General features: G+C 70.9%; 25 protein-coding genes. 3 read left to right on the top strand and 22 right to left on the bottom strand.

What is annotated here, in order from left to right:
* Window positions 1–8 precede the first annotated feature (8 nt).
* The 6 genes from mltG to rpsD all read right to left on the bottom strand — a co-directional run bounded on the left by mltG (window position 9) and on the right by rpsD (window position 6,712).
* Window positions 9–1,679, bottom strand: a complete 1,671-nt coding sequence (gene mltG, locus ACSHWO_RS27580) for an endolytic transglycosylase MltG (protein ID WP_438315883.1) — start codon at window positions 1,677–1,679, stop codon at window positions 9–11.
* Between the two features lie 231 nt (window positions 1,680–1,910).
* Entirely contained in the window at window positions 1,911–2,381 is a 471-nt protein-coding gene (gene ruvX / locus ACSHWO_RS27575) for a Holliday junction resolvase RuvX (RefSeq protein WP_361091553.1), read from the bottom strand.
* 2 nt (window positions 2,382–2,383) lie between these two features.
* Complete coding sequence (gene alaS / locus ACSHWO_RS27570) at window positions 2,384–5,053, bottom strand: alanine--tRNA ligase (protein WP_361091556.1); 2,670 nt, start codon at window positions 5,051–5,053, stop codon at window positions 2,384–2,386.
* Window positions 5,053–5,406, bottom strand: a complete 354-nt coding sequence (locus ACSHWO_RS27565; RefSeq protein WP_361091559.1) for a DUF6167 family protein — start codon at window positions 5,404–5,406, stop codon at window positions 5,053–5,055. The genes alaS and ACSHWO_RS27565 overlap by 1 nt, the downstream gene beginning before the upstream one ends.
* 9 nt (window positions 5,407–5,415) lie before the next feature.
* Window positions 5,416–5,844, bottom strand: a complete 429-nt coding sequence (locus ACSHWO_RS27560) for a DUF948 domain-containing protein (RefSeq protein WP_438315878.1) — start codon at window positions 5,842–5,844, stop codon at window positions 5,416–5,418.
* Window positions 5,845–6,100: 256 nt separating this feature from the next.
* Window positions 6,101–6,712, bottom strand: coding sequence for a 30S ribosomal protein S4 (gene rpsD, locus ACSHWO_RS27555; RefSeq protein WP_361091565.1), 612 nt, complete (start codon window positions 6,710–6,712; stop codon window positions 6,101–6,103).
* 277 nt (window positions 6,713–6,989) lie between these two features.
* Here rpsD and ACSHWO_RS27550 point away from each other — a divergent pair, with 277 nt between their 5' ends.
* The gene (locus ACSHWO_RS27550) at window positions 6,990–7,646 is read left to right on the top strand and encodes a DUF2470 domain-containing protein (protein ID WP_385805222.1); all 657 of its coding nucleotides are present in this window, start codon (window positions 6,990–6,992) and stop codon (window positions 7,644–7,646) included.
* Here ACSHWO_RS27550 and ACSHWO_RS27545 read toward each other — a convergent pair.
* The 4 genes from ACSHWO_RS27545 to ACSHWO_RS27530 form a co-directional block, all read right to left on the bottom strand.
* Window positions 7,643–8,992, bottom strand: a complete 1,350-nt coding sequence (locus ACSHWO_RS27545) for a replication-associated recombination protein A (protein WP_361091571.1) — start codon at window positions 8,990–8,992, stop codon at window positions 7,643–7,645. The two genes, ACSHWO_RS27550 and ACSHWO_RS27545, sit on opposite strands and share 4 nt — an antisense overlap.
* A 40-nt stretch (window positions 8,993–9,032) precedes the next feature.
* Window positions 9,033–9,647, bottom strand: a complete 615-nt coding sequence (locus ACSHWO_RS27540; protein WP_385805221.1) for a vitamin K epoxide reductase family protein — start codon at window positions 9,645–9,647, stop codon at window positions 9,033–9,035.
* A 133-nt stretch (window positions 9,648–9,780) separates the two neighbouring features.
* A complete protein-coding gene (gene hisS, locus ACSHWO_RS27535; protein ID WP_438315872.1) occupies window positions 9,781–11,133 on the bottom strand; it encodes a histidine--tRNA ligase in 1,353 nt (450 codons plus the stop codon).
* A gap of 10 nt (window positions 11,134–11,143) precedes the next feature.
* A complete protein-coding gene (locus tag ACSHWO_RS27530; RefSeq protein WP_361091580.1) occupies window positions 11,144–11,857 on the bottom strand; it encodes an MBL fold metallo-hydrolase in 714 nt (237 codons plus the stop codon).
* A gap of 164 nt (window positions 11,858–12,021) precedes the next feature.
* On the opposite strand from ACSHWO_RS27530, the gene ACSHWO_RS27525 reads away from it, so the two are divergent.
* Together ACSHWO_RS27525 and ACSHWO_RS27520 are read left to right on the top strand one after the other, a co-directional pair.
* Window positions 12,022–12,804 (top strand): peptidylprolyl isomerase, encoded by a 783-nt coding sequence (locus tag ACSHWO_RS27525; protein ID WP_385805219.1) that lies wholly within the window; start codon window positions 12,022–12,024, stop codon window positions 12,802–12,804.
* 186 nt (window positions 12,805–12,990) lie between these two features.
* Entirely contained in the window at window positions 12,991–14,220 is a 1,230-nt protein-coding gene (locus tag ACSHWO_RS27520; RefSeq protein ID WP_385805218.1) for a DUF349 domain-containing protein, read from the top strand.
* Between the two features lie 102 nt (window positions 14,221–14,322).
* Here ACSHWO_RS27520 and ACSHWO_RS27515 read toward each other — a convergent pair whose 3' ends face one another.
* The 12 genes from ACSHWO_RS27515 to ACSHWO_RS27460 all read right to left on the bottom strand — a co-directional run bounded on the left by ACSHWO_RS27515 (window position 14,323) and on the right by ACSHWO_RS27460 (window position 26,577).
* On the bottom strand, window positions 14,323–16,761 hold the full coding sequence (locus tag ACSHWO_RS27515; RefSeq protein ID WP_361091589.1) for a RelA/SpoT family protein: 2,439 nt from the start codon (window positions 16,759–16,761) through the stop codon (window positions 14,323–14,325).
* Between the two features lie 251 nt (window positions 16,762–17,012).
* Window positions 17,013–17,564: an adenine phosphoribosyltransferase gene (locus tag ACSHWO_RS27510; RefSeq protein ID WP_361091592.1), complete on the bottom strand. Its 552-nt coding sequence runs from the start codon at window positions 17,562–17,564 to the stop codon at window positions 17,013–17,015.
* Complete coding sequence (gene secF / locus ACSHWO_RS27505) at window positions 17,561–18,622, bottom strand: protein translocase subunit SecF (RefSeq protein WP_385848473.1); 1,062 nt, start codon at window positions 18,620–18,622, stop codon at window positions 17,561–17,563. Before secF ends, ACSHWO_RS27510 begins: the two co-directional genes overlap by 4 nt.
* A gap of 1 nt (window position 18,623) precedes the next feature.
* Window positions 18,624–20,387 carry a protein translocase subunit SecD gene (gene secD, locus ACSHWO_RS27500; RefSeq protein WP_361091598.1) on the bottom strand — a complete coding sequence of 588 codons (1,764 nt, stop codon included), beginning with the start codon at window positions 20,385–20,387 and terminating at the stop codon, window positions 18,624–18,626.
* A gap of 158 nt (window positions 20,388–20,545) precedes the next feature.
* A complete protein-coding gene (gene yajC / locus ACSHWO_RS27495; RefSeq protein ID WP_361091601.1) occupies window positions 20,546–20,989 on the bottom strand; it encodes a preprotein translocase subunit YajC in 444 nt (147 codons plus the stop codon).
* A gap of 165 nt (window positions 20,990–21,154) precedes the next feature.
* Entirely contained in the window at window positions 21,155–22,213 is a 1,059-nt protein-coding gene (ruvB, locus tag ACSHWO_RS27490) for a Holliday junction branch migration DNA helicase RuvB (RefSeq protein WP_385848479.1), read from the bottom strand.
* Window positions 22,214–22,296: 83 nt separating this feature from the next.
* Entirely contained in the window at window positions 22,297–22,929 is a 633-nt protein-coding gene (gene ruvA / locus ACSHWO_RS27485; protein ID WP_361091607.1) for a Holliday junction branch migration protein RuvA, read from the bottom strand.
* Complete coding sequence (ruvC, locus tag ACSHWO_RS27480; RefSeq protein ID WP_438315863.1) at window positions 22,926–23,456, bottom strand: crossover junction endodeoxyribonuclease RuvC; 531 nt, start codon at window positions 23,454–23,456, stop codon at window positions 22,926–22,928. Before ruvC ends, ruvA begins: the two co-directional genes overlap by 4 nt.
* Before the next feature lie 123 nt (window positions 23,457–23,579).
* A complete protein-coding gene (locus ACSHWO_RS27475) occupies window positions 23,580–24,332 on the bottom strand; it encodes a YebC/PmpR family DNA-binding transcriptional regulator (protein ID WP_179176434.1) in 753 nt (250 codons plus the stop codon).
* 59 nt (window positions 24,333–24,391) lie between these two features.
* Window positions 24,392–24,985, bottom strand: coding sequence for a pyridoxal 5'-phosphate synthase glutaminase subunit PdxT (gene pdxT, locus ACSHWO_RS27470; RefSeq protein ID WP_361091615.1), 594 nt, complete (start codon window positions 24,983–24,985; stop codon window positions 24,392–24,394).
* Between the two features lie 12 nt (window positions 24,986–24,997).
* The gene (pdxS, locus tag ACSHWO_RS27465) at window positions 24,998–25,909 is read right to left on the bottom strand and encodes a pyridoxal 5'-phosphate synthase lyase subunit PdxS (protein ID WP_361091618.1); all 912 of its coding nucleotides are present in this window, start codon (window positions 25,907–25,909) and stop codon (window positions 24,998–25,000) included.
* A gap of 128 nt (window positions 25,910–26,037) precedes the next feature.
* Window positions 26,038–26,577 carry a hypothetical protein gene (locus ACSHWO_RS27460; RefSeq protein ID WP_438315859.1) on the bottom strand — a complete coding sequence of 180 codons (540 nt, stop codon included), beginning with the start codon at window positions 26,575–26,577 and terminating at the stop codon, window positions 26,038–26,040.
* Window positions 26,578–26,602: the final 25 nt, after the last annotated feature.

Genomic DNA, 26,602 nt, shown 5'->3' with positions numbered 1-26,602 from the left:
GTTCCTACCTACCCGCCGGTCTTCTGCTGCTTCTGACGCGCGTTGAACTCCGCGACCAGTTTCTCGTGTTCGGCGAAGGTCTTGGTGAAGGTCGTCGTGTTTCCGTCGACCGACACGAAGAACATCCAGCCGCCCTTGTCCGGGTCGAGTGCGGCGTTGAGGGCTTCGCTGCCCGGGTTGCTGATCGGTCCCGGGGTGAGGCCCTTGTAGAGGTAGGTGTTGTAGGGGTTGTCGAGCTTGCGCGTCTCCTCGCGGGAGACGTTGATGTTGTTCGTGCCCTTGAGGTAGTTGATCGTCGAGTCGAACTCGAGCTTCTGGTTCGTGACGTCGTTGGTCTTCTTCAGGCGGTTGTAGATGACCTCGGACATCTTGCGGAAGTCGTCGTGCTTGTTGCCCTCGACCTGCACCAGGCTCGCGACCGTGACCAGCTGGAGCGGGGTGTCCAGGCCCAGGGACTTCGCCTTGGCCTCGAAGCCGAGGTTGGCGTACTGGTCGCTGGCGTTGCGGACCATCTGCTTGAGCAGCGTTTCGGGAGTCGTTTCCTTGGTGACGTCGTAGCGCGCCGGGAACAGGAACCCTTCCAGCGGGTCCTTGATCTTCTGGTTGTCGGCGGCCCAGGCGGGCAGGCCCAGGCCCTTGGGGTCGCGCTTGGCGATCTCCGCCGTGGTGCCCGCGGGCTTCTGGAGCTTCTTGTCGATCATCTCGTACACCTCGACGGCCCGCTTGCCCTCGGGGAGGACGAGGACGTTGAGCTTCGAGGGGTCGATCATCACCTTGACGGCAGCCGCGGCCGACATCTTCTTCTTGAGCGTGTAGACGCCGGGCTGGATGGAGGTGCCCTTCGTGTTCGCCGTGGCGGCGGCGACGAACGCCTCCGTGCTGGCGACCACGCCGTGCTCCTTGAGGATGCGGCCCATCGCCATGAGCCCGGCACCGTTGGGGATCTGCACCTCGACGGACTCGGAGGTGCCCTCGCCCGTGTAGTCCTCGGCCGCGCCGAACCGCGCCTTGAGGTAGTTGTAGCCGTAGTAGCCGCCACCGCCGATCAGACCGACGATCACGAGGGACGCGACCAGGCAGGCTGCGCCGCTCCGCTTCGGCTTGTCCTTGCCCTTCCCCTTGCCCTTCGAACGGCCGCCGCGGCGCCCGCCGCGGCCTGCGTCGGCCCCCGAGGCGGTGTCCTCGTCCTCGTCGTCCTCGTCGCCTTCAGGTTCCGCTTCCGGATCGCGAGCCGGGCGGCGGCGGCCCGGGGGCTCCGGCGGCGGGTAGGACTCCTCGGTGCCGTAGGTGTCGGGGGCCTCGCCCGGATAGCCGCCCGCGGGCTGCTGGGCGTAGGGCTCCGCGCCTGCGTACGGGTCGGCGGCCGGGTACGCGTCGTGCGCCTGCGGTTCCGGCTCCGGGTACGCCTGCGTGGCCTGCTGGGCCTGCGGGTCGGCCATGGCGTACTGGCCCTGGCCGGTGTCCCAGGGCTGGCCGCCGTAGGTCTGCTGCTGTTGCTGCTGCGGGTGGCCGTGCGCGTGCGCGTGCTGCGGACCGTGCGGGTGCATCTGCTGCTGGTCCTGCTGCGGGGCGGGGTAGCCCTGCATCTGGTCCGGGTACGGGCCCTGCTGGTGCTGGGCGTACTGCTGCTGGTACTGCGGCTCCTGCGGATACTGCTGCTGCGGGCCGCCGTAAGGCATCTGGCCCTGCTGGGCCTCGTGCCCGTTCCACCCGGGGTCGCCGTACAGCGGATCCCCCGGGTGCCACGGTTCGGAGCCAGGGCCCCGGCCATATTCAGTCATCGATCCCCTAGAGCCGCGAGACGGAGTGCTCATGGCTCGCGCCGCCAGGGCACCCGGTTCCGCCTCTGAAGTGGTGGGCGACGACTGTTCGAATGTCGCCGCGTCTCGCGGAACGTTACCGTACCGCGATCAGACAACCACTTCGACGCACTCGCCAGGCGGATTACCCGATACCCGTTCGGTCTCAAGAGCGTTCTGGAGGATCACCACAGCGGCGGCCTGGTCGATGACCGAGCGGCCCTTCTTGGCGTTGCGGCCGGAGGCACGCAGGCCCTGGGCCGCGGTGACCGTGGTCATCCGCTCGTCCACCAGGCGGACCACCACCGGCTTGATGCCCTTGGCGAGTTCGGCGGCGAAGGACCGCACCTTGGCCGCGGCCGGCCCTTCCCGCCCGCTGAGCGAGCGGGGCAGACCGACCACGACCTCCAGGGGTTCGTACTCCTCGACGAGCTGCCGCAGCCGCCGGTGGGCGAAGGGGATGTCCCGGCCCGGAACGGTTTCCACCGGTGTGGCGAGCACCCCGTCGGGGTCGCAGGTGGCGACCCCGATCCGGGCGTCCCCGACGTCGATGGCGATACGGCGACCGCGGCGCAGTGTCATGGTCAGACCGTCTCCACGACCAGGCGCTCGACCGCGGCGATGGCGTCCGGGACGGCGGCCGGGTTCTGACCGCCGCCCTGGGCCACGTCCGGCTTGCCGCCTCCGCCGCCGCCGAGGGTCTTGGCGGCGGTACGGACCAGGTCGCCGGCCTTGAGACCGCGTTCGCGAGCGGCCTCGTTGGTGGCGATCACGGTCAGCGGCCGCTCGTTGGCCGTGGCGAACAGCGCCACGACGGCCGGGCGGTCGCCCTGGATGCGGCCGCGCACGTCGAGGACCAGCTTGCGCAGGTCGTCGGCGCCGGTGCCGTCCGGCACCTGGCCCACGACGAGGGCGACGCCGCGGATGTCCTGGGCGTTCTCGGCGAGGCCGGCGGCGGCCTGGAGGACCTTCTCCGCGCGGAACTTCTCGATCTCCTTCTCGGCGTCCTTCAGCTTGCCGAGCATGGAGGCGATCTTCTCCGGCAGCTCCTCCGAACGGCCCTTGACCAGCTCCTGGAGCTGGGCGACGACCGTGTGCTCCTTGGCGAGGAAGTTGTAGGCGTCCACACCGACGAGGGCCTCGACACGGCGCACGCCGGAGCCGATCGAGGACTCGCCGAGCAGCTTCACCAGGCCCAGCTGGGCGGTGTTGCCGACGTGCGTGCCGCCGCACAGCTCCTTGGAGAAGTCGCCGATGGTGACGACGCGGACCTGCTCGCCGTACTTCTCGCCGAACTCGGCGATGGCGCCCTGCTTCTTCGCCTCGTCGATGCTCATGATCTCGGCCGTGACCTCCAGCTCGCGGGAGAGCACGTCGTTGATCTTCTGCTCGACGTCGGTGAGGACCGTGCCGGGGACGGCGTTCGGCGAACCGAAGTCGAAGCGGAATCGGCCGGGGCTGTTCTCGGAACCGGCCTGGGCGGCGGTCGGGCCGAGGGCGTCGCGCAGCGCCTGGTGGGTCAGGTGCGTGGCCGAGTGGGCGCGGGCGATGGCCCGGCGGCGCTTGATGTCGATGGCGGCGTACGCGGAGGCGCCCACCGTCACCTCGCCGACCTGGACGGAGCCCTTGTGGACGGAGACGCCGGGGACCGGCTGCTGGACGTCGCGGACCTCGATGACGGCGCCGGTGTCGAGCTTGATGCGGCCCTGGTCGGCGAGCTGGCCGCCGCCCTCGGCGTAGAACGGGGTGCGGTCCAGGACGACCTCGACCTCGTCGCCCTCGGAGGCGGCGGGCGCGGAGACGCCGTTGACCAGCATGCCCACGATGGTGGCCTCGCCCTGGTTGGTGGCGTAGCCGGTGAACTCGGTGCCGCCGGCGGTGTCGGCGATCTCCCGGTAGGCGGAGACGTCGGCGTGGCCGGTCTTCTTGGCCTTGGCGTCGGCCTTGGCGCGGTCGCGCTGCTCCTGCATCAGGCGGCGGAAGCCGGTCTCGTCCACGGAGAGGCCCTGTTCGGCGGCCATCTCCAGGGTGAGGTCGATCGGGAAGCCCCAGGTGTCGTGGAGCAGGAACGCCTTGTCGCCGGAGAGGACGGTGCCGCCGGCGGCCTTGGTCTCGGTCACGGCGGTGTCGAGGATGTTGGTGCCGCCCTTGAGGGCCTTCAGGAACGCGGCCTCCTCGGCGAGGGCCACGGTCTCGATGCGCTTGCGCTCGGTGACGAGCTCCGGGTACTGCTGGCCCATCGTGTCGATCACGACGTCGATGAGTTCCTTGACCACGGGGCCGGTGGCACCCATGAGGCGCATGTTGCGGATGGCGCGGCGCATGATGCGGCGCAGCACGTAGCCGCGGCCCTCGTTGCCGGGCGTGACGCCGTCGCCGATGAGCATGGCGGAGGTGCGCATGTGGTCGGCGACCACGCGCATCGAGACGTCGGTGTCCTTGGCCTGGCCGTAGCGGACGCCGGTCAGCTCGGTGGCCTTGTCCATGACCACGCGCAGGGTGTCGGTCTCGTACATGTTCTGCACGCCCTGCAGGATCATCGCCAGGCGTTCGAGACCGAGGCCCGTGTCGATGTTCTTCGACGGCAGGTCACCGAGGATCGGGAAGTCCTCCTTGCCGTCGCCGGCGCCCCGCTCGTACTGCATGAAGACGAGGTTCCAGATCTCCACGTACCGCTCGTCGTTGACGGCGGGGCCGCCCTCGACGCCGAACTCGGGGCCGCGGTCGTAGTTGATCTCGGAGCAGGGGCCGCAGGGGCCGGGCACGCCCATGGACCAGAAGTTGTCCTTCTTGCCCAGGCGCTGAATGCGCTCGGCGGGGACGCCGATCACGTCGCGCCAGATCGTCTCGGCCTCGTCGTCGTCGAGGTAGACGGTGATCCAGAGCTTCTCCGGCTCCAGGCCGTAGCCGCCCTTGTCCTGGGGCGTGGTGAGCAGCTCCCAGGCCAGCTTGATGGCGCCTTCCTTGAAGTAGTCGCCGAAGGAGAAGTTGCCGCACATCTGGAAGAACGTGCCGTGGCGGGTGGTCTTGCCGACCTCTTCGATGTCCGGGGTACGGACGCACTTCTGCACGCTGGTGGCCCGCGGGGCGGGCGGCTTGGTCTCACCGAGGAAGTACGGCTTGAACGGGACCATGCCCGCGTTGACCAGGAGCAGAGTCGGGTCGTCCGCGATGAGCGACGCCGAAGGGACGACGGTGTGACCGCGCTCCTCGAAGAAGCTCAGCCAGCGGCGGCGAATCTCAGCCGACTCCATCAGTGGTCCTCATTCCGGTTGATGTGGGAGAAGTTCGGTCGGGTGGTCCCGCGGTGCGGGTCGTTCTCAAGGGCCTGCAGTCGCCGCGGCCCGGGGAGGGCGGTGACGTTGCCCGGCCGGTCGGGGTCCTGGTGCAGCCCCAGTGCGTCATTCAGCTCGTCCTCGCGCTGGGACATTCCCGCCTTGACGTCGAGGGCGAACTCCTTGAGGCGGTGGCCCGCCTCCACGGCCTTGTCTGCGGCCTGGGCGGCAAGGCTCTCCGGCGTCAGCTTCCTGAGCTGGCGGTGGACCTTGTTGGTGGCCCACACGCCGGCGGCTGCGCCGGCGGTGAACCAGAAGGCTCGGCGGAACATCGGCGTGGGTCAGCCCTTCTGCTTCCGGCGCCGGGCCGCCGGCACCGTACGTCCAACGATCACGGTACGTCGCTCAGCGGCGGGCGCACCCTCCTGGGTCCGGCCCAGGGCCTTGCGGACCCCGTAGCCGAAGGCGGCGACCTTGACCAGCGGGCCGCCGAAGGTGGAGGCCACGGTGGACGACAGCGCGGACGCGTTGGAGGTGACCTCCTGGACGTCGCTGGCGATGGCGTCGACCCGGTCGAGCTGGGTGCGCGCGGAGCGGACGGTCGTGGAGGCGTCCGCCAACAGCGGCACGGCCTGGTCGGTCACCTCGGCCACCAGCCTGGTCGTCGCCTTGAGCACCTGGGCCAGCCTCGCCAGCGCCACGGCCAGGAAGGAGACCAGAATTGCCCAGAAGACGGCCACGAGGATCCCGGCCACCTCTCCACCGGACACGTTGCACCGCTCTCTGCATGTTGATCGCTACGTAGAAAAGTCGTTCTCCGACCCTATCGCGCCGGAGATACGCAGCCGTACCGGAAATCCCGGCCCGCGGGCCCGCAGGACTCCGGAAACAATCTTGCCCCGCGGCCGGCCGGCGCCCGCGGGCGGGGTGCCCGGTCGGCGGGGGCCGGAAAACAGGAAGCCCGCCGGCTCCCCCGAGGGGGAACCGGCGGGCTGACCAGCCTGTGAGGCTACGCCTGCCGAATGATCAGCGGGCGTAGTACTCGACGACGAGCTGCTCGTCGCAGATGACCGGGATTTCCTTGCGGTTCGGGTCGCGGTCCAGGCGGAAGGCCAGGGCCTTCAGGTTGACCTGCAGGTAGCGCGGGGTCTCGCCCTCGCCTGCGTAGCCACCCTCACGGGCGATCTGGAACGGAACCTTCTCGCGGCTGCGCTCGCGAACGGTGATGACGTCGTCCGGGCGGACACGGAACGACGGCTTGTCGACCTTCGCGCCGTTGACCTCGATGTGGCCGTGGACGACCATCTGGCGGGCCTGGTAGATGGTGCGGGCGATGCCCGAACGCAGGACCAGGGCGTCGAGACGACGCTCGAGCTCGACGACCAGCGCCTCGCCCGTCTTGCCCTCGGCCTTCTTCGCGCGGTCGTACGCGCGGGCCATCTGACGCTCGGAGATGTCGTACTGAGCGCGCAGACGCTGCTTCTCGAGCAGACGGACCTTGTAGTCCGAGGTCTGCTTGCGGCCACGGCCGTGCTCGCCCGGCGGGTAGGGGCGGGCCTCGAAGTACTTGACGGCCTTCGGCGTCAGGGCGATGCCGAGAGCGCGCGACTTCTTGACCTTGGGTCGCTTCTGGTTCACGGGGAACCTACCTCCATGTAAGTTAGGTGAGGCTTACCTTATCGAGGAGGACGTAATGTCTCGACCGCATGGGATCCCCCTGCCCAGTGCGCATCGGAGTTCGGATTCCAACGAAACGGAATCCGCTTTCGACGACGATAGGCAAGGTCAGCCGCGTCCCAGGGAAGGCGTTCGGCAGCTCACCGGAGCCGAACGCGTACGAACCCTCGTAGAGTCCAACGCCTCAGTATCCCTCACCCTGCCCGGTGCTCGTGACCAGGGAGAGTGGTGGACAGGGATGCCGGCCGCTGCGACCGTCACCCCGGACGGGGACGTGATCCTCCTGGTATCAGGGGGTTCCACGGCTGCCAGGGCTGCCGCACACGCCCAGGACGACGACCTCACCGCCGTGATCGAGATCACGGACGTGGCGCCGGTGTCCGTGCCCCATCGTATCCGAGGCCGCGCATGGCTCGCCGGGTGGCTGACCGGGGTCGGCGACGAGGACCGCGCCGCCTGCGCCGCCCTGCTCGCCGAGCGCCACCCCGTGGGCGAGCTGCTGCGGCTGCACGGCAGCCCGCAGTGGGTGCTGCTGCGGCTGGAGGTCGGCGACATCTCGGTGGACGACCTGTGGGGAGCCGAGCGCGTGGATCCCGACGACCTCGCCGCGGCCGAGCCCGACCCCGTCGCCGCCCACGAGACCGAGCTCCTCCAGCACCTCGCCGCCGCCCACCGCGACCGGATCGCCGACCTCGGCTCCCTGCTGGGACCGCGGGAGAGCACGGGCCTGACCGCCGTCCCCCTCGCCCTGGACCGGCTCGGCCTGCGCGTCCGCTTCACCTGCCCGCGCTCGGCGTCCTCCTTCGACGCCCGCTTCGACTTCCCCACCCCCGTCGGCGACGTCCACGGCCTGCACCGGGCCATGCAGAACCTCTTCGCCGCCGCCGGCGGCTAGGAGCCGCGCAGCCGCTCGCGGACCTTCTCCACCACGTCCGCGTACCGCGCCTCCGCGCCGTAGCGCGTCGGCTCGTAGTACCGCTTGCCGTGCACCGCGTCCGGGGCGTACTGCTGCGCCGCGATGGCGCCCGGCACGTCGTGCGGGTACACGTAGCCCACCGCGTGCCCGAGCTTCGCCGCGCCCTTGTAGTGCCCGTCCCGCAGGTGCGCCGGCACCGTCCCCGCCAGGCCCGCCCGGACGTCCGCGAGCGCCGCACCGATCGCGGTCGTCGCCGTGTTCGACTTCGGGGCCAGCGCCAGCGCGATCGTCGCGTGCGACAGGGTCAGCGCCGCCTCCGGGAAGCCGATCATCGCCACCGCCTGGGCCGCGGCCACCGCGAGCGGCAGGGCCGTCGGATCCGCCAGGCCGATGTCCTCGCTGGCGGAGATCATCAGCCGCCGCGCGATGAACCGCGGGTCCTCCCCCGCCTCGATCATCCGGGCCAGGTAGTGCAGGGCCGCGTCCACGTCCGAGCCGCGGATCGACTTGATCAGCGCGCTCGCCACGTCGTAGTGCTGGTCGCCGTCCCGGTCGTAGGCCACGGCCGCCCGGTCGACCGTCTCCTCCACCGTCTTCAGGCTGATGTCGCCCTCACCCTTGGCCAGTGCCGCACCGGCAGCGGCCTCCAGCGCCGTCAGGGCCCGTCGGGCGTCACCGCCCGCGATCCGCAGCAGGTGCGCCTCGGCGTCCGCCGGGAGGGAGACGGCCCCGCCCAGGCCCCGCTCCTCGGTCAGGGCCCGGCGCATCAGGGCGCTCAGGTCGTCGTCGGTCAGCGGTTCCAGGGTCAGCAGCAGCGAGCGCGACAGCAACGGGGAGATGACCGAGAAGTACGGGTTCTCCGTCGTCGCCGCGATCAGCGTCACCCAGCGGTTCTCCACGGCCGGGAGCAGCGAGTCCTGCTGGGCCTTGCTGAAGCGGTGGATCTCGTCGAGGAAGAGGACGGTCTCCTTGCCGTACCCGCCGGCCGCGCGCCGGGCGCCCTCGATGACCGCCCGGACCTCCTTCACGCCCGCGGTGATGGCGGAGAGCTCCACGAAACGCTTCTGCGTCGCCTGGCTCACCACGTACGCGAGGGTGGTCTTGCCGATGCCGGGCGGTCCCCACAGGATCACCGACGACGGGCCGGCCGGACCGCCCGCGCCCTCCCCGACCAGCCGCCGCAGCGGCGAGCCGGGCTTCAGCAGGTGCTGCTGTCCGACGACCTCGTCCAGGTTGCGCGGGCGCATCCGGACGGCGAGCGGGGAGCTCGCCGGGTCCTTCTCCTGGCGCTCTTCGGCTGCGGCGGTGAACAGGTCTGGTTCCACACGGGAAGCCTAAGCGCTCCCGCCGACAGCCCGGGGCGGCTCAGGAGGTCCAGAAGTCCCACCAGCGGGTCAGGATCAGCATGCCGATGATCCCGACGTGCAGGACCGGCAGCACCCAGGTGAACTCGTCGAGGAAGCCGCGCAGCCAGCCCGGGGCGGGCAGCATGCCCTCGCGGACGTTGTGCGCGGTGACGTACCAGAACATGAAGATCGTGGCGACCCAGGCCAGGGAGCACCACAGGCACAGGGCGTTGATGTTGTACAGCGACTGGTAGGTCAGCCAGGCGCAGAAGACGACGCCGAAGAGGCAGCCGGCGTTGAAGGTCAGCCAGTACCAGGGGCGGAAGCGGGCCCCGGCCAGCACGCTCATGCCGACGCAGATCACGATGCCGTAGGCGACGAGGCCGAGCATCGGGTTCGGGAAGCCGAACACCGCCGCCTGCTCGCTCTTCATGATGCTGCCGCAGGAGACGACCGGGTTGAGGCTGCAGCCCGGCGTGAAGTTCGGGTCCTCGAGCAGCTTGAACTTGTCGATCGTGATCACCCAGGCCGCCAGCAGCCCGGCCGCGCCGGTGATCACCAGCAGCCAGGCCAGCGCCCGGCTCGCGCCGACGGTCCGCACGGTCTTGTCGCCTGTAGTCGTCATGCGGTGCATTCTGCCGCACGGACCTGTGGGCCGGACCGGGAAGCGGCTGGAGCCCGCAGCGGTGTGCCGGTCCGGCAAGTGCTCGCGGCCGGCACGGGGTTGGGGCCGGACTGCGGCGCGTGCGCCGTCCGGCCCCACCTCGTCACGCGAGCTTCGCGCGCACGCTCTCGACCAGGGCGTCCAGCGTCACGGCCGTCTGCTCGCCGGACTCCATGTCCTTGAGCTGGACGACGCCCTCGGCCAGGTCGCGGTCCCCCGCGACGATCGCGAGGCGGGCACCCGAGCGGTTCGCGTCCTTCATGGCGCCCTTGAGCCCCTTGCCGCCGAACGAGAAGTCCGCCGCGATGCCCTCCTTCGCGAGGCGGGCACCCGAGCGGTTCGCGTCCTTCATGGCGCCCTTGAGCCCCTTGCCGCCGAACGAGAAGTCCGCCGCGATGCCCTCCTTGCGCAGCTCGACGACCTTGCCGAACAGCAGCCGGCGGGCCTCGTCGCCGATGGCGACGGCGAAGACGCTGGTGGCCGCCGGGATGTCCAGCTCGACGCCCTCGGCCTCCAGGGCCAGGACCGTGCGGTCCACGCCGAGCGCCCAGCCCACGGACGGCAGCGCCGGGCCGCCGATCATCTCGGACAGGCCGTCGTAACGGCCGCCGCCGCCGACCGCGGACTGGGAGCCGAGGCCGTCGTGGACGAACTCGAAGGTGGTGCGGGTGTAGTAGTCCAGGCCGCGGACCAGCTTCGGGTCGTCCTCGAAGACCACCCCGGCCGCGGTGACGAGCGCGCGCACCTCCTCGTGGTACGCCTTGCAGGCGTCGCACAGGTAGTCGCGCAGCAGCGGGGCGTCGACCAGCTGCTTCTGGACGTCGGCCCGCTTGTCGTCGAGCACCCGCAGCGGGTTGATCTCGGCGCGGCGCAGGGTCTCCTCGTCGAGGTCCAGCCCGCGCAGGAAGGTCTGGAGCGCCTCGCGGTAGACCGGGCGGCACTCCTTGTCGCCGAGCGAGTTCAGCAGGATGCGGAAGTCGCGCAGGCCCAGGGAGCGGTAGGCCTGGTCGGCCAGGATGATCAGCTCGGCGTCCAGGGCCGGGTCCTCGGCACCGATGGCCTCGGCACCGACCTGCGAGAAGTGGCGGTAGCGGCCCTTCTGCGGGCGCTCGTAGCGGTAGTACGAGCCGGAGTACCAGAGCTTGACCGGGAGGTTGCCCTGCTTGTGCAGGCTGGCTTCCAGGGCCGCGCGCAACACGGACGCCGTACCTTCGGGGCGAAGAGCGAGCTTGTCTCCGCCCTTCGTTTCAAAGGCGTACATCTCCTTGGTGACGATGTCGGTGGACTCGCCGACACCGCGGGCGAACAGGTCGACGTCCTCGAAGCCCGGCGTCTCCACGTACCCGTAGCCCGCCTTGCGCAGCGGCGCGGAGATGGCCTCGCGGACGGCCAGGTACTTCGCCGAGAACGGCGGGATCAGGTCGTACGTGCCCTTGGGGGCCTTGAAGGTGCTCACGAAAGTCTCGTCACATTCCTCGTCGTGGAGCGGCGGTCGGGTCCGCTCCCAGGCCGGCGGCGACCTCCCGCAGGTACGGGTTGGTCGCGCGTTCGCGGCCGATGGTGGTCTGGGGACCGTGGCCGGACAGCACCACGGTCGAGTCGTCGAGCGGCAGGCACACGCGGGCCAGCGAGTCGAGCATCTCGGCGTGGGAGCCGCCGGGCAGGTCGGTGCGTCCGATGGAGCCGGCGAAGAGCAGGTCGCCCGAGAAGAACACCGAGGGGATGTCGGCCTGCTCGGGCATCCGGAAGGTCACCGACCCCCTGGTATGGCCGGGCGCGTGCGACACCGTGAAGTCGAGGCCGGCCAGCTTCAGCGCGGCGCCGTCGCTGAGCTCGCGGACGTCGTCCGGCTCGCCGACGGTGATCTCGCCCATGAGCGGCATGCCGATGGAGCGGCCGAGGGCCTTCTCGGGGTCGCTCATCATGTAGCGGTCCTCCGGGTGGATCCAGGCGGGAACCTCGTGGGCTCCGCACACCGGGACCACCGAGGCCACGTGGTCGATGTGGCCGTGGGTGAGGACGACCGCGACGGGCTTGAGCCGATGCTTCTTCAGCGTCTCCTCGACTCCCCGGGTGGCCTGGTGGCCCGGGTCGATGATCACGCACTCCTCGCCTGCGGCGGGGGCGACCACGTAGCAGTTGGTCCCCCAGGCCCCGGCGGGGAACCCGGCAATCAGCACGTTCGTCCTCATTCATGTCCGGCGGGAGGGTCGGCAGCGGCCGTCGATCGCCAATGCTGCTGCTCAGAGCCTACCGGCGCGGCTCGTTCCACAGCGAACCCATATACGGTACGGCCTAACCGAGCGCGCACAGCGGTACCAGACACGTACAAGGAGACGACCCGGTGGTCACGAGCGATCAGCGGCGGCGACAGCTCGCCAGGGAGAAGTTCGAGCGTCAGCAGCAGCGTCGGGCCGAGGCCCGCCGCAAGGGGCGGCAGCGGGCGATGGTGATCGGCGCGGCGGTGGCCGTGGTGATCGCCGCGCTGGTCGGCCTGATCGCCGGCGGCGTCTTCGACTCGGGCAAGAAGGACGAGGCGGCGGACCCGTCCGCGAGCCCGTCGGCGGCGCCGACGCCGAAGCAGTCCCCGGCGCCGGCGATGGCGATCGACCAGAAGGCCAAGTACACCTTCGCGCTGAAGACGAGCGCCGGTGAGGTCAAGGTCGAGATGGACGCGGCGAAGACCCCGGAGACCGTCAACTCGTTCAAGGCGCTGGCGGACAAGGGGTTCTTCGACAACACCAAGTGCCACCGCCTGACCACTTCCGGGATCTACGTGCTGCAGTGCGGCGACCCGGAGGGCACCGGCATGGGCGGCCCCGGCTACACGATCGCGGACGAGAACCTCGACGCCCTCGGCAAGCCGAACGAGCAGGGCCAGGTGATCTACCCGGCGGGCACGGTGGCGATGGCCAACACCGGCCGCCCGCACACCGGCGGCAGCCAGTTCTTCCTGGTCTACAAGGACAGCCCGCTGGCGCCGTCCTACACGCCGTTCGGGAAGATCGACGCGGCGGGCCTGAAGGCGCTGGAGGAGGTCGCCAAGGCCGGTACGGCGGAGGGCGGCCAGGACGGGGCCCCCAAGACCCCGGTGGTGATCCAGAAGGGCACCGTCACCCAGAACTGACGGCCGGGCGGCCCGCCGGGCCGGCCCCGCGCCCCCCGCGGCGATATTCCGTCGTGCGGGATGCGGACAGCCGGCCCGGCGGTCGCCTATGTTGGCGTTGTGCAGGGCGGGCGCTGCCCGCCCCAGGAAACTGTGGACGATGCCCGGGGGTGGACCCCCTCGCAGGCATCAGGTGGAGGAGGCGCTGTGAGCAGCGACCCGTGGGGCCGCGTCGACGAGACGGGCACCGTGTACGTGCGTACTGCCGAGGGGGAGAAGGTCGTCGGCTCGTGGCAGGCGGGCACCCCCGAGGAGGCCCTGGCCTACTTCGAGCGCAAGTACGAGGGCCTGGTGGTCGAGATCGGCCTCCTCGAGCGGCGGGTGCGGACCACCGATCTGTCCGCCAAGGACGCCCAGACGGCGATCGAGCACCTGCGCGCGCAGGTGGAGGAGCACCACGCGGTGGGTGACCTGGACGCGCTGCGCGTGCGGCTGGACAAGCTCGTCGCGGACGTGGATGCGCGCCGCGAGGAGCGCAAGGCGCAGAAGGCCAAGCAGGCGGACGAGGCCCGGACGGCGAAGGAGACCCTGGTCGCCGAGGCCGAGGAGCTGGCGCAGAGCGACCAGTGGCGGTCCGCGGGCGAGCGGCTGCGGGCGCTGGTGGACACCTGGAAGGGGCTGCCCCGGCTGGACCGCAAGTCCGACGACGAGCTGTGGCACCGGTTCTCGCACGCCCGTTCCGCCTTCTCCAAGCGCCGCAAGGCGCACTTCGCGGCGCTCGACGCGCAGCGCGAGGACGCCCGCAAGGTCAAGGAGAGGCTGGTCGCGGAGGCCGAGTCGCTGTCGAAGTCGACGGACTGGGGTCCGACGGCCGCCCGCTACCGCGAGCTGATGGCGGACTGGAAGGCGGCGGGCCGGGCTCAGCGCGAGGCCGAGGACGACCTGTGGAACCGTTTCCGCGGTGCGCAGGACGTGTTCTTCGCGGCGCGCAGCGAGGTGTTCGCCGAGCGCGACGCCGAGCAGGTGGAGAACCTGAAGCTGAAGGAGGAGCTGGCCGAGGAGGCCGAGAAGCTCGTCCCGGTGACGGACCTGAAGGCGGCCCGGGCCGCGTTCCGCTCGATCAACGAGCGCTGGGAGGCCATCGGCCACGTGCCGCGGGACGCCCGTGGTCGGGTGGAGGGCCGGATGCACGCGGTGGAGCGGGCGATCCAGGAGGCCGAGGAGGGCGAGTGGCGCCGTACGAACCCGGAGGCGCGGGCCCGTGCGGCCGGTCTGACGGGTCAGCTGCAGGCCGCGGTGGACAAGCTGCGCGCTGAGATCGACGCGGCGCGCGCGGCGGGCAACAACGCCAAGGCCGACAAGCTGGCGCGCGAGCTGGAGGGCCGTCAGGCCCTGCTGGACCAGGCGCTGAAGGGCCTGGAGGAGTTCGGCGGCTGAGCCGCCGGTCGGACGCACGGGGGCCCCGGTACGCGATCGCGTACCGGGGCCCCCGTGCGTCCGACCCGGGCCGAGCGGCCCGGGCCGGGTACGGCGTACGGCCTACGGCCTGCGGGCGGAGGTGACGCGGTAGACGTCGTAGACGCCCTCGACGCCCCGTACGGCCTTCAGGACGTGGCCGAGGTGCTTCGGGTCGCCCATCTCGAAGGTGAACCGGGAGGTGGCCACCCGGTCGCGGGAGGTCTGCACGGCCGCCGAGAGGATGTTCACGTGCTGGTCCGACAGGACCCGGGTGACGTCCGACAGGAGGCGGGAGCGGTCCAGGGCCTCGACCTGGATGGCGACCAGGAAGACGGAGGACTGGGTGGGCGCCCACTCGACCTCCAGGATCCGCTCGGGCTGCTGGGAGAGGGAGTCCACGTTGACGCAGTCCGCGCGGTGAACCGATACGCCACTGCCGCGGGTGACGAACCCGATGATGGGGTCGCCGGGGACCGGGGTGCAGCAGCGGGCCAGCTTGACCCACACGTCGTCGACGCCCTTGACGACGACGCCGGGGTCGGCGCTGCCGCGCCGCTTGGTGCGGGCGCGGGACGGCGGGACGCTCTCCTCGATGTCCTCGTTGGCGGCCTCCTCGCCGCCGAGGGCCTGCACCAGTTTCTGGACGACGCCCTGCGCGGCCACGTGGCCCTCGCCGATCGCCGCGTACAGCGAGGAGATGTCGGGGTAGCGCATCTCGTGGGCGAGGGTGACGAGGGAGTCGCCGGTGAGGATGCGCTGGATCGGCAGGTTCTGCTTGCGCATGGCCCGCGCGATGGCGTCCTTGCCGTGCTCGATGGCCTCGTCGCGGCGCTCCTTGGAGAACCAGCCGCGGATCTTGTTGCGGGCCCGCGGGGACTTGACGAAGCCGAGCCAGTCCCTGGAGGGGCCGGCGCCCTCGGCCTTGGAGGTGAAGACCTCGACGAGGTCGCCGTTGTCGAGGGTGGACTCCAGCGGGACGAGGCGGCCGTTGACGCGGGCGCCTATGGTGCGGTGGCCGACCTCGGTGTGGACGGCGTACGCGAAGTCCACGGGGGTGGCACCGGCGGGCAGGGCGATGACGTCGCCCTTGGGGGTGAAGACGAAGACCTCGTTGCGGGAGAGGTCGAAGCGCAGCGAGTCGAGGAACTCGCCCGGGTCCTCGGTCTCCTTCTGCCAGTCCAGCAGCTGGCGCAGCCAGGCCATGTCGTTGACCGTGTCCTGGCCGGCGCTGCCCTTGGCGGCCTGCGGGACGTCGGTGCGGATCTTGGAGGCGCCGGCGACGGTCTGCTGCTTGTACTTCCAGTGCGCGGCGATGCCGTACTCGGCCCGGCGGTGCATGTCGAAGGTGCGGATCTGCAGCTCGACCGGCTTGCCGTTGGGCCCGATGACCGTCGTGTGGAGCGACTGGTACATGTTGAACTTGGGCATCGCGATGTAGTCCTTGAACCGCCCCGGAACCGGGTTCCAGCGGGCGTGGACGGTGCCCAGTGCCGCGTAGCAGTCGCGGACGGTGTCGACGAGGACGCGGATGCCGACCAGGTCGTAGATCTCCGCGAAGTCGCGCCCGCGGACGATCATCTTCTGGTAGACGCTGTAGTAGTGCTTGGGCCGGCCGGTGACGGTGGCCTTGATGCGGGCGGCTCTGAGGTCGGTCTGCACCTCGTCGGTGACGATGGCGAGGTATTCGTCGCGCTTGGGGGCGCGCTCGGCGACGAGGCGGACGATCTCGTCGTACATCTTGGGGTAGAGGATCGCGAAGGAGAGGTCCTCCAGCTCCCACTTGATGGTGTTCATGCCCAGCCGGTGGGCCAGCGGGGCGTAGATCTCCAGGGTCTCGCGGGCCTTCTTCTCCTGCTTCTCCCGCTTGAGGTAGCGCATGGTGCGCATGTTGTGCAGGCGGTCGGCGAGCTTGATGACGAGGACGCGGGGGTCCTTGGCCATGGCGACGACCATCTTGCGGACGGTCTCGGCCTGGGCGGCCTCGCCGAACTTGACCCGGTCGAGCTTGGTGACGCCGTCGACGAGGAGGGCCACGGCGTCGCCGAAGTCGCGGCGCAGGTCCTCCAGCCCGTAGTCGGTGTCCTCGACGGTGTCGTGGAGCAGGCCGGCCATCAGGGTGGCCGGGTCCATCCCGAGCTCGGCGAGGATGGTGGTGACCGCGAGCGGGTGCGTGATGTACGGGTCGCCGCTCTTGCGCTTCTGGCCGCGGTGCCAGCGTTCGGCGACCTGGTAGGCCTGCTCGATCTGGCGGAGGGTGGCCGTCTCGATCTTCGGGTCGTTGCTGCGGACTATGCGCAGCAGGGGTTCCAGGACCGGGTTGTACGGGTTGGAACGCTGGACTCCGAGGCGGGCGAGCCGGGCGCGCACGCGATTGGAGGACCCTGCGGGCTTCGTCGGCGCGGGCCGCGCCGGGGCGGGCTTCGCGAGTGGCGCCGGCGGGGGCGTGGCAGGGGACGCCGCGGCCTTGTCGGCCTGGGGGTCGGGCTGCGCGGCGGAGAGTGGCTGGACCTCGTCTGGCAAGAGCGCTCCTCTGGGAGTCCCCCCGGACGGAGTCCGGGGGAGGATCCGGGGCCCCGGTCAGGTCCGGACATCCCATGGTAGCGAGGGTTCCGCCAGCCTGTTCCCCCTGCCCGGATCGCGGGCGTCCGCCTCCGGAGCGCCGTTGCCGGGCGGCGGGTGCCCGGTCCGCGGCCGGTCGGGGCCGGACGTGCCGGAGCGGCGGGCACCGGGAGGATCCCCGGTGCCCGCCGCTCCGCTGCGCCGTTCGGTCGTCAGACGACGATCAGGGCGTCCAGTGGTGCGCCCGCGAGGGCGTCGGCCAGGCGCTCGCGTCCCGGCAGGAACGACAGCTCCATGAGCACCGCGACGCCGGCGACCTCGGCGCCGGCCCGGCGGATCAGCGACAGCGAGGCGTGGGCCGTGCCGCCGGTGGCCAGGACGTCGTCGATGACCATGACCCGGTCGCCCGTGCGCAGGTCCTCGGCGTGGACCTCGATCTCGGCGGTGCCGTACTCCAGCTCGTACGCCTGGGCGAGGGTCGCCCCGGGCAGCTTGCCCGCCTTGCGGACCGGCACGAAGCCGATGCCCGCCTGGACGGCCACGGGGGCGGCGAGGATGAACCCGCGCGCCTCCAGGCCGACGATCTTGGTCGCGCCGTAGCGGGCGGCCAGTCGGGCGAGGGTGTCCGTCAGCGCGGCGAACGCCGCCGGGTCGGCGAGCAGCGGGGTGATGTCCTTGAACATCACGCCCGGCTTCGGGTAGTCGGGCACGTCCTTGATGCGGCTGAGGAGCAGCTCGCGGACCTCGGGGGACAGTGCGGTCATCGCCGGCGCCCCGCTGCCCGGCCCTGAGCCACGACCTGCGGCGCGTCCCCGGTGTCGTACGCCTCGTCCTCCACGGACTCGCCCTTGGCGGCCGCGGCGGCCCGCTTGGCGAGGACCCGCTTGCGCAGGGCCTTCATCGCCGGCTCGCGCTCCTTGAGGTCCACGACCAGCGGGGTCGCGATGAAGATCGAGGAGTACGCGCCGGCCGCGAGGCCGACGAACAGCGACAGCGAGATGTCGTTCAGCATGCCGGCGCCCAGGAAGCCGCCGCCGATGAACAGCAGGCCGGCGACCGGGAGGAGGGCGACGACCGTGGTGTTGATCGAGCGGACCAGGGTGCCGTTGATGCTGCGGTTGGCGACCTCGCCGAAGGTGTACCGGGTCTGCTTCGTGATGTCCTTCGAGCTCTCCTTCAGACCGTCGAAGACGACGACGGTGTCGTAGAGGGAGTAGCCGAGGATCGTCAGCAGACCGATCACGGTGCCCGGGGTGACCTCGAAGCCGACGAGCGCGTAGACGCCGACGGTGATGGTGAGGTCGTGGATCAGGGCGATCAGCGCGGCGACCGCCATGCGCCACTCGAAGGCGATGGCCAGGTAGATGACCACGAGGATCATGAAGATGCCGAGACCGGTCCAGGCCTTGTTCGCGATCTGCTCGCCCCAGCTGGGGCCGACCAGGTCCGCGTTGATGTCCTGCTCCGGCATCTTCAGGCCGGCCGCCAGCTCCTTCTTCACGTCGTTGGCGGCGTTGGTGTCCAGGCTGGCGATCTGGATGCGCAGGGTGCCGTTGCCCAGCTTCTGGACGATCGCCGCGTGGCCGGAGGCCTCCTTGGCGAGCTCACGGGCCCTGGTGTCCGAGACGGTCGTCTTGGCGGTGGTGAAGACGGCACCGCCCTTGAACTCGATCCCCATGTTGAGGCCCTGGACGGCCAGGCCCACGATCGCCGTGATGGTGATCAGGATCGAGACGCCGTACCAGATGAAGCGCTTGCCGACGAAGTCGTAGCCGACCTCGCCGCGGTACAGCTTGGCGCCGATGTCTCCGAGCTTCGACATCTCACGCCTCCTTTGCGTCGACGGGGGCGGGGGTGCGGCGGCGGGAGCTCCGCAGCGGCGGGCGGGCGCCCAGGCGCTTCGGGTCCAGGCCGGACCACGGGTGGCCGCTGGAGAAGAACTTCGTCCGGGCCATCAGTGTCATGAGCGGCTTGGTGAAGAGGAACACCACGACCACGTCGAGCAGGGTGGTCAGGCCGAGCGTGAAGGCGAAGCCCTGCACCTTGCCGACGGTGACGATGAACAGCACCGCGGCGGCCAGGAACGACACGAAGTCGGAGACCAGGATGGTGCGCCGGGCGCGCGGCCAGGCCCGCTCGACGGCGGGGCGCAGGGTGCGGCCCTCGCGGATCTCGTCGCGGATGCGCTCGAAGTACACGATGAACGAGTCCGCGGTGATGCCGATCGCGACGATGGCACCGCACACGGCGGGCAGGTTCAGGGCGAAGCCGATTCCCTTGCCCATCAGCGCCATGAGCGTGTACGTGAGGACCGCCGAGACACCGAGGCTGAGGATGGCGATGAACGCCAGGCCCCGGTAGTACACGAGCAGGTAGATCACGACGAGCACGAGGCCGATGGCGCCCGCGATGAGGCCGGCCTTGAGCTGCTCGCCGCCGAGGGCGGCGGTGACGGTGGTGACGCTGTCCTCGCTGAAGGAGAGCGGCAGGGCGCCGTACGAGAGCATGTTGCCCAGGTCCTGCGCGGACTGCTGGGTGAAGCCGCCGGAGATCTCGGCGTTGCCGCCGGTCAGGGCCTGGCTGACGGAGGGGTCGGAGATGACCTTGCCGTCGAGGACGATCGCGAACTGGTTCTGCGGGGCCTGCTTGGTGGCCAGCTCACCGGTGATCTTGGCGAACTTGTCGGCGCCCTTGTCGGTGAACTGCATCGTGACGATCCACTGGCCGCGCTGCGGGTCGATGACGCCCTTGGCTTCCTTGACGTCCGTACCGGCGACACCGGCCGGACCGAGGATCCACTTGCCCCAGGCGGTGCCGCGCTGGCCGCAGGCGAGCGTCGGCTCCTCGGGCTTGACGCCCTTGCCGGCGGCGGCGCGCTGCTTCTCGTCGGTGCAGTCCAGGGCGGCGAACTTGGCCTGGAGGTCGGCGGCGGCCGCGTCCGCGCCCGAGGGGGTCGGGACGGGGGACGGGGCGGCCTTGTTGTCGTCTGCCTTCTTCGACTCGCTCGCCGAGGGCGAGGGAGAGGCCGTGGCGGCGGGGGCCTTGAGGGCCTCACTGACCGCGCGGCCCTGGGAAGTGGCGCTGGACGACGGGGTGGGCTTGGCGTTGCCCTCGGCCTTGGGGGCACCGGAGGTGCTCGCGGACGGGCTCGGCGTGGCCGCGGGGGCGGCCGGGGCGCCGTCGGCGAACGCCAGGACCGGGCGGAAGTAGAGCTGGGCGGTGGTGCCGACCTGCTCGCGGGCCTGCTGCTCGTTCACACCCTTGGGGATGTTCACGATGATGTGGTCGCGGCCCTGGGTCTGGACCTCGGCCTCCGAGACGCCGAGACCGTTGACGCGGCGGTCGATGATGCCGACGGCCGTGTTCATGTTGGTCTCGTTGACCGCGTCCGGCTTGCCCGGTTCGCTCTTCGCCTTGAGGGTGATGGTCGTACCGCCCGCGAGGTCGATGCCCAGGCGGGGGGTCGTCTGCTTAGAGAGGAACATCCCCGCGGTGAGCGCCACCATCGCGATCAGGATGATGGCCAGGGCGCGGCCCGGCCTCCCCTGAGCCCCCGTGGGCCGTCGGCCCTTCTTCGGTGCTGCCACCTTGTCGTATCTCCCTGTCCAACCGTCCGGGCGGCGCTTCGGTCAGCGCGCGGACGGCCACGAAAATGTGTGGTGGGGACCCCTGCCCCCCGCAGAAGTATCACTGGCGGGGACCGCGCGGCGGCCGGTCGGGCGCCGTCGCGGTCCCCGGGCGCGTGCTACTTCGCGCCGGCCTCGCCGTCGCCCTTGTCGTTCTTCGGCTCGTCGCCCTCGGCGGCGTCCTTCTTGCCCAGGTCGAGCTTCGGCTCGGTCTCGTCCTTGGTCAGGGAGGAGATGTCGTCGGGGACGACGGGCGCGTCGTCGTGGCCGGCCGGCTCCTCGGTGCCGTGGACGATGCGGTTGTACTCCGCGTCGTCCAGCACGGCGGCGACCGCCATCTTCGCGTAGATCGCGTGGACGCCGGGGGCCACCTCAAGGGTGACGGTGTCGTCACCGATCTCCTTGACCGTGGCGTACATGCCGCCGATGGTGCGGATACCGGTGCCGGGCGACATCTGGTCGCGCATCTGCGCGGCCTGCTGCTGCTTCTTCTTCGCGGAGCGGGTCATCAGGATCATCGCCCCGATGAGCACGATGAACGGGAGGAATGTCACGAGATTCACGGGACGGAGATCCTTCGCACGACCGCCGGGGAGACGGCCTTGTTCTACGGGGGGTGGGCACGCCGACCCGAAGGGTCGGCATCGGCGGAGTCTAGGCGAGTCCGCACCGATGGAACAACGCCCAGCATGGCACCGCGGTTCCCGGCCGGGCGAACCTCCGCGCCGTCACGCCCCGAACAGGCCCTGCTGGCCGGCGGTTCCGGCGCCGCCCTGCTGCGGCGGAACGAGTCCCAGGTGGGCCCATGCCGCGGGGGTCGCGATCCGGCCCCGCGGGGTGCGGGCGAGCAGCCCCTCGCGGACGAGGAAGGGCTCGGCGACCTCCTCGACGGTCTCGCGCTCCTCGCCCACGGCGACGGCCAGGGTGGACAGGCCGACGGGGCCGCCGCCGAACAGCTTGAGGAGGGCCTCCAGCACGGCCCGGTCCAGGCGGTCGAGGCCGCGGGCGTCCACCTCGTAGACCTGGAGGGCGGTGGCGGCCACCTCGCGGGTGACGACCCCGTCGGCACGGACCTGGGCGTAGTCCCGGACACGGCGCAGCAGGCGGTTGGCGATGCGCGGGGTGCCGCGGGAGCGGCCGGCGATCTCGGCGGCGCCGGCGGTGTCGATCTCGACGTCGAGGAGGCGGGCGGAGCGCTGGATGACGCGTTCCAGCTCCTCCGGGGCGTAGAACTCCATGTGCCCGGTGAAGCCGAAGCGGTCGCGCAGCGGCGGCGGCAGCAGCCCGGCCCGGGTGGTCGCGCCGACGAGGGTGAACGGGGGCAGTTCCAGCGGGATGGCGGTGGCGCCGGGGCCCTTGCCGACGATCACGTCGACGCGGAAGTCCTCCATGGCCATGTACAGCATCTCCTCGGCGGGCCGGGACATGCGGTGGATCTCGTCGAGGAAGAGGACCTCGCCCTCCTGGAGGGAGGAGAGGATCGCGGCGAGGTCGCCGGCGTGCTGGATGGCGGGGCCGGAGGTGATCCGGATGGGTGCCCCCATCTCGGCGGCGATGATCATCGAAAGGGTGGTCTTGCCGAGACCGGGGGCGCCGGAGAGCAGGACGTGGTCGGCGGTGGCGCCGCGCTGCTTGGCGGCCTTGAGGACCAGGTCGAGCTGCTGGCGGACCTTCTCCTGGCCGACGAACTCGTCGAGGTCCTTGGGGCGCAGGGCCGCCTCGACGGCGGTGTCCTCGCCGTCCGCGGCCGGCGCGACAATGCGCTCGCTGTCGTCGTCCCAGTTCACGGTGTCAGTCTGCCTTCTCGGTTCGTACGGTGATCGGCTGCCGGGCGGCGGGGCGCTCGCGGGCCGGCGATGGGGCGGGCGGCTCAGCGGGCGCGGTTGAGGGACTGCAGGGCGGCGCGGAGCAGCTGCGGGACCGGGGCGGATCCGCCCTCGGCGATGGCGGCCTCGGCCTGCGGGGTGACGGCCACGACGGCGTCCTCGGCCTCGCGGGAGGCGTAGCCGAGGCCGATGAGGGCGGCGGAGAGCTGCTCGGTCCAGGGGGCGGGGCCGGTGGCGGCCGCGCGCTGGGCGCCGACCAGGGCGCCGGTGCCCAGGGGGGCGCCGAGCTTGCCCTTCAGTTCGAGGAGGAGCTTCTGGGCGCCCTTCTTGCCGATCCCGGGGACGGCGGTCAGGGCCTTCTCGTCGCCCGACTCCACGGCCCGGCGCAGCGCGTCCGGGCTGTGGACGCCGAGCATGGCCTGGGCGAGGCGCGGTCCGACGCCGCTGGCGGTCTGGAGCAGCTCGAAGACCTGCCGCTCGTCGTCGTCGGCGAAGCCGTACAGGGTGAGCGAGTCCTCCCGGACGACCAGGGTGGTGGCCAGCCGGGCGCTCTCGCCCACGCGCAGGCCGGCGATGGTGTTCGGGGTGCACTGCACGGCCATGCCCACTCCCCCGACCTCGACGACGGCCAGGGTGGGGCTGAGGGCGGCGACCGGGCCGCTGACGAAGGCGATCATCGGGTACGGCCTTTCGTGGTGTGCAGGGCGACCGCCTGCTGGAGGCGGCTCTGGGCGGGGGCGCGCCAGATGTGGCAGATGGCGAGGGCCAGGGCGTCCGCGGCGTCGGCGGGCCTGGGCGGGGCGGAGAGCCGCAGCAGCCGGGTGACCATCGCGCCGACCTGGGCCTTGTCGGCCCGGCCGGTGCCGGTGACGGCGGCCTTGACCTCGCTGGGGGTGTGCAGGGCGACGGGTATGCCGCGGCGGGCGGCGCACAGCATGGCGACGGCGCTGGCCTGGGCGGTGCCCATGACCGTGCTGACGTTGTGCTGGCTGAAGACGCGTTCGACGGCGACGACTTCCGGGCGGTGCTCGTCGAGCCACTGCTCGATGCCCCGCTCCACGGCGACGAGCCGGTCGCCGAGCTCCGCCTCGACCGGCGTACGGACGACGCCGACGCCGAGCATGGTCAGGGCGCGGCCGGCCACGCCCTCCACCACGCCGATGCCGCAGCGTGTCAGCCCCGGGTCCACGCCGAGTACGCGCACTGCACCCGCCCCTTCTCGGTCCGTCTGTGCGTGCAGGCTATCGGGTGGCACCGACAACGCAGCGGGCCGACGGGGTGTGTTCCCCGTCGGCCCGTCTGACCTGCTGTGGAGTGGGGACGCCGGTCAGGCGTCGACCTTCTCCATGACCTCGTCCGAGACGTCGAAGTTGGCGAAGACGTTCTGGACGTCGTCGCTGTCCTCCAGCGCGTCGATCAGCTTGAAGATCTTCCGCGCGCCCTCCTCGTCGAGCTCGACCTGCATGGTCGGGACGAAGCTGGAGTCCGCCGAGTCGTAGTCGATGCCGGCTTCCTGGAGCGCGGTGCGGACCGCGACCAGGTCGGTGGCCTCGCTGATGATCTCGAAGGTGTCGCCGTTGTCGTTGACCTCTTCGGCACCCGCCTCGAGCACCGCGCCGAGGACGTCGTCCTCGCTCAGCTCGCCCTTGGGCAGGATGATGACGCCCTTGCGGTTGAACAGGTACGAGACCGAGCCCGGGTCGGCCATCGAGCCGCCGTTGCGGGTCATGGCGACGCGCACGTCGGACGCGGCACGGTTGCGGTTGTCGGTGAGGCACTCGATGAGCACCGCGACACCGTTGGGACCGTAGCCCTCGTACATGATCGTCTCGTAGTCGGCGCCGCCGGCCTCGAGGCCGCCGCCGCGCTTGACCGCGGAGTCGATGTTCTTGTTCGGGACGGACTGCTTCTTCGCCTTCTGCACGGCGTCGAACAGCGTCGGGTTGCCGTCGATGTCGGGACCGCCCATACGGGCCGCGACCTCGATGTTCTTGATCAGCTTCGCGAAGAGCTTGCCGCGCTTGGCATCGATCACGGCCTTCTTGTGCTTCGTCGTAGCCCATTTAGAGTGGCCGGACATCCGCCTGTCTCCTTCGCGTAACCAACATGGTGTTCGCCTCTGATCCTACCGGGCGTCGATTACAGCCCCGTGCGCACCATGTCGACGAAATAGGCGTGGACGCGGTCGTCTCCGGTCAGCTCCGGGTGGAAGGAGGTGGCCAGGACGTTGCCCTGCCGGACGGCGACCGTGTGGCCGTCGTACGTGGCCAGGACCTCGGCCTCGGCTCCGACCGACTCCACCCACGGGGCGCGGATGAAGACGCCCTCGACGGGGCCTCCCTCGATGCCCGCGAAGTCGATCTTCGCTTCGAAGGACTCGTTCTGGCGGCCGAAGGCGTTGCGGCGGACGATCATGTCGATGCCGCCGAGCGTCTCCTGGTCCTCGCGGCCGTCGAGCAGCTTGTCGGCGAGCATGATCATGCCGGCGCAGGTGCCGTACACCGGCATGCCGGCGCGCACGCGCTCGCGCAGCGGCTGGAGCATGCCGAACAGGACGGCGAGCTTCGACATGGTCGTGGACTCACCGCCGGGGATCACCAGGGCGTCGACCTCGGCGAGTTCCTCGGGGCGCCGGACCGGCCTGGCCACGGCGTCCGCCGCGGCCAGGGCGATCAGGTGCTCCCGGACGTCGCCCTGGAGGGCCAGGACGCCGATGACGGGGGGGTTGCTCATCTCGGGGGTGCCTTACCAGCCGCGGTTGGCGTAGCGCTCGGCCTCGGGCAGGGTGTCGCAGTTGATGCCGACCATGGCCTCGCCCAGGTTGCGGGACGCGTCCGCGATGATCTTCGGGTCGTCGAAGAAGGTGGTGGCCTTCACGATGGCGGCGGCGCGCTTGGCCGGGTCGCCCGACTTGAAGATGCCGGAGCCGACGAAGACGCCCTCGGCGCCGAGCTGGCGCATCAGCGCGGCGTCGGCCGGGGTGGCGACACCGCCGGCGGAGAACAGCACGACCGGGAGCTTGCCGAGCTCGGCGACCTCCTTGACGAGCTCGTACGGGGCGCGCAGCTCCTTGGCGGCGGCGTACAGCTCGTTGTTGTCGAAGCCGCGCAGCTTGGCGATCTCGTTCTTGATCTGGCGCAGGTGGCGGACGGCCTCGACGACGTTGCCGGTGCCGGCCTCGCCCTTGGAGCGGATCATGGCCGCGCCCTCGGCGATGCGGCGCAGGGCCTCGCCCAGGTTGGTGGCGCCGCAGACGAAGGGGGTGGTGAAAGCCCACTTGTCGGAGTGGTTGACCTCGTCGGCCGGGGTCAGGACCTCGGACTCGTCGATGTAGTCGACACCGAGGGACTGCAGCACCTGGGCCTCGACGAAGTGGCCGATGCGGGACTTGGCCATGACCGGGATGGAGACCGCGTCGATGATCTCCTCGATCATGTTCGGGTCGGACATGCGGGCCACGCCGCCGTCCTTGCGGATGTCCGCGGGGACCCGCTCCAGGGCCATGACGGCCACGGCGCCGGCGTCCTCGGCGATCTTCGCCTGCTCGGCGTTGACCACGTCCATGATCACGCCGCCCTTGAGCTGCTCGGCCATGCCGCGCTTGACGCGAGCGGTGCCGGTCTCGGGGGTCTGCGGGGTGGAGGAAAGCGTGCTCACGGGTGAACCTCACTCGAAGGGAAGACGACGCTGCAAAGGTGCTGGGCCGAGCAAACCCTTCCCGTCCAGGCCACCGCAAGGGCCAATGAGGAGCCGGTGGCTCCTTTCGACTTGGCCAATGGGTACAACTACGGCCGGTCCGCGAGGTACGTCGGCGGCTCGTCGTCCATCTCGAAGGCCAGCGGGAACGGGGCGTGCCCGGCCAGCCGGAACCAGCGGACCTTGCGGTGCCGGCGCAGGGCCCGCGCCGCCCGTACGGCGTCGTTGTGGAAACGGCGGGCCATGGGTACCCGGCGCACGGCCGCGGCGAGCTCCCCGGCGGCGGCCTCGCCGCCGGGCGCGGCCTTGAGCTCCTCCACCTGGGCGGCGTCGGCGAACACCGCGCGCAGGGCCTGGCTGAGCTCGCTCTCGGCGACCTCGCGGTGCTCCTCGTCCGCCTGCCGGGCGGCGTGCGCGGCCTCGTACAGCACGATCGAGGAGGCCGGGTCGAGCGCACCGGAGGTGGCCACCTCCACCACCACCGAGGCGCGGCGGACCAGTTGCGCATCCAGGGCGGCGCGGGCGGCGTCCATCCGGGTGTGGAGCCGGTCCAGCCGTCCGGCGGTCCAGCTGAGGTAGACCCCGATGACGGCGAGGACCAGGGCGGTCCAGACAAGGGTTTCGATCACGGCCCGCGACTCTACCGTCCGGTTC

Source organism: Streptomyces pallidus (ex Mingjun et al. 2026) (genome assembly GCF_051550185.1).
GTDB lineage: Bacteria > Actinomycetota > Actinomycetes > Streptomycetales > Streptomycetaceae > Streptomyces.
Note: the sequence above shows the minus strand (reverse complement) of the source record. Positions and strands in the feature narration are given on the sequence as shown.

What these genes read in the sequence shown, in the direction of transcription:
- alaS (WP_361091556.1), bottom strand. Translation starts at nt 5,053, where the DNA reads ATGGAGTCGGCTGAGATTCGCCGCCGCTGGCTGAGCTTCTTCGAGGAG.
- secF (WP_385848473.1), bottom strand. Translation starts at nt 18,622, where the DNA reads ATGTCGAAGCTCGGAGACATCGGCGCCAAGCTGTACCGCGGCGAGGTC.
- pdxT (WP_361091615.1), bottom strand. Translation starts at nt 24,985, where the DNA reads ATGAGCAACCCCCCCGTCATCGGCGTCCTGGCCCTCCAGGGCGACGTC.
- ruvA (WP_361091607.1), bottom strand. Translation starts at nt 22,929, where the DNA reads ATGATCGCCTTCGTCAGCGGCCCGGTCGCCGCCCTCAGCCCCACCCTG.
- ruvX (WP_361091553.1), bottom strand. Translation starts at nt 2,381, where the DNA reads ATGACACTGCGCCGCGGTCGCCGTATCGCCATCGACGTCGGGGACGCC.
- ACSHWO_RS27510 (WP_361091592.1), bottom strand. Translation starts at nt 17,564, where the DNA reads ATGACCGCACTGTCCCCCGAGGTCCGCGAGCTGCTCCTCAGCCGCATC.
- mltG (WP_438315883.1), bottom strand. Translation starts at nt 1,679, where the DNA reads ATGCCTTACGGCGGCCCGCAGCAGCAGTATCCGCAGGAGCCGCAGTAC.
- ACSHWO_RS27475 (WP_179176434.1), bottom strand. Translation starts at nt 24,332, where the DNA reads ATGTCCGGCCACTCTAAATGGGCTACGACGAAGCACAAGAAGGCCGTG.
- ACSHWO_RS27540 (WP_385805221.1), bottom strand. Translation starts at nt 9,647, where the DNA reads ATGCACCGCATGACGACTACAGGCGACAAGACCGTGCGGACCGTCGGC.
- ACSHWO_RS27550 (WP_385805222.1), top strand. Translation starts at nt 6,990, where the DNA reads ATGCCGGCCGCTGCGACCGTCACCCCGGACGGGGACGTGATCCTCCTG.
- ACSHWO_RS27565 (WP_361091559.1), bottom strand. Translation starts at nt 5,406, where the DNA reads ATGTTCCGCCGAGCCTTCTGGTTCACCGCCGGCGCAGCCGCCGGCGTG.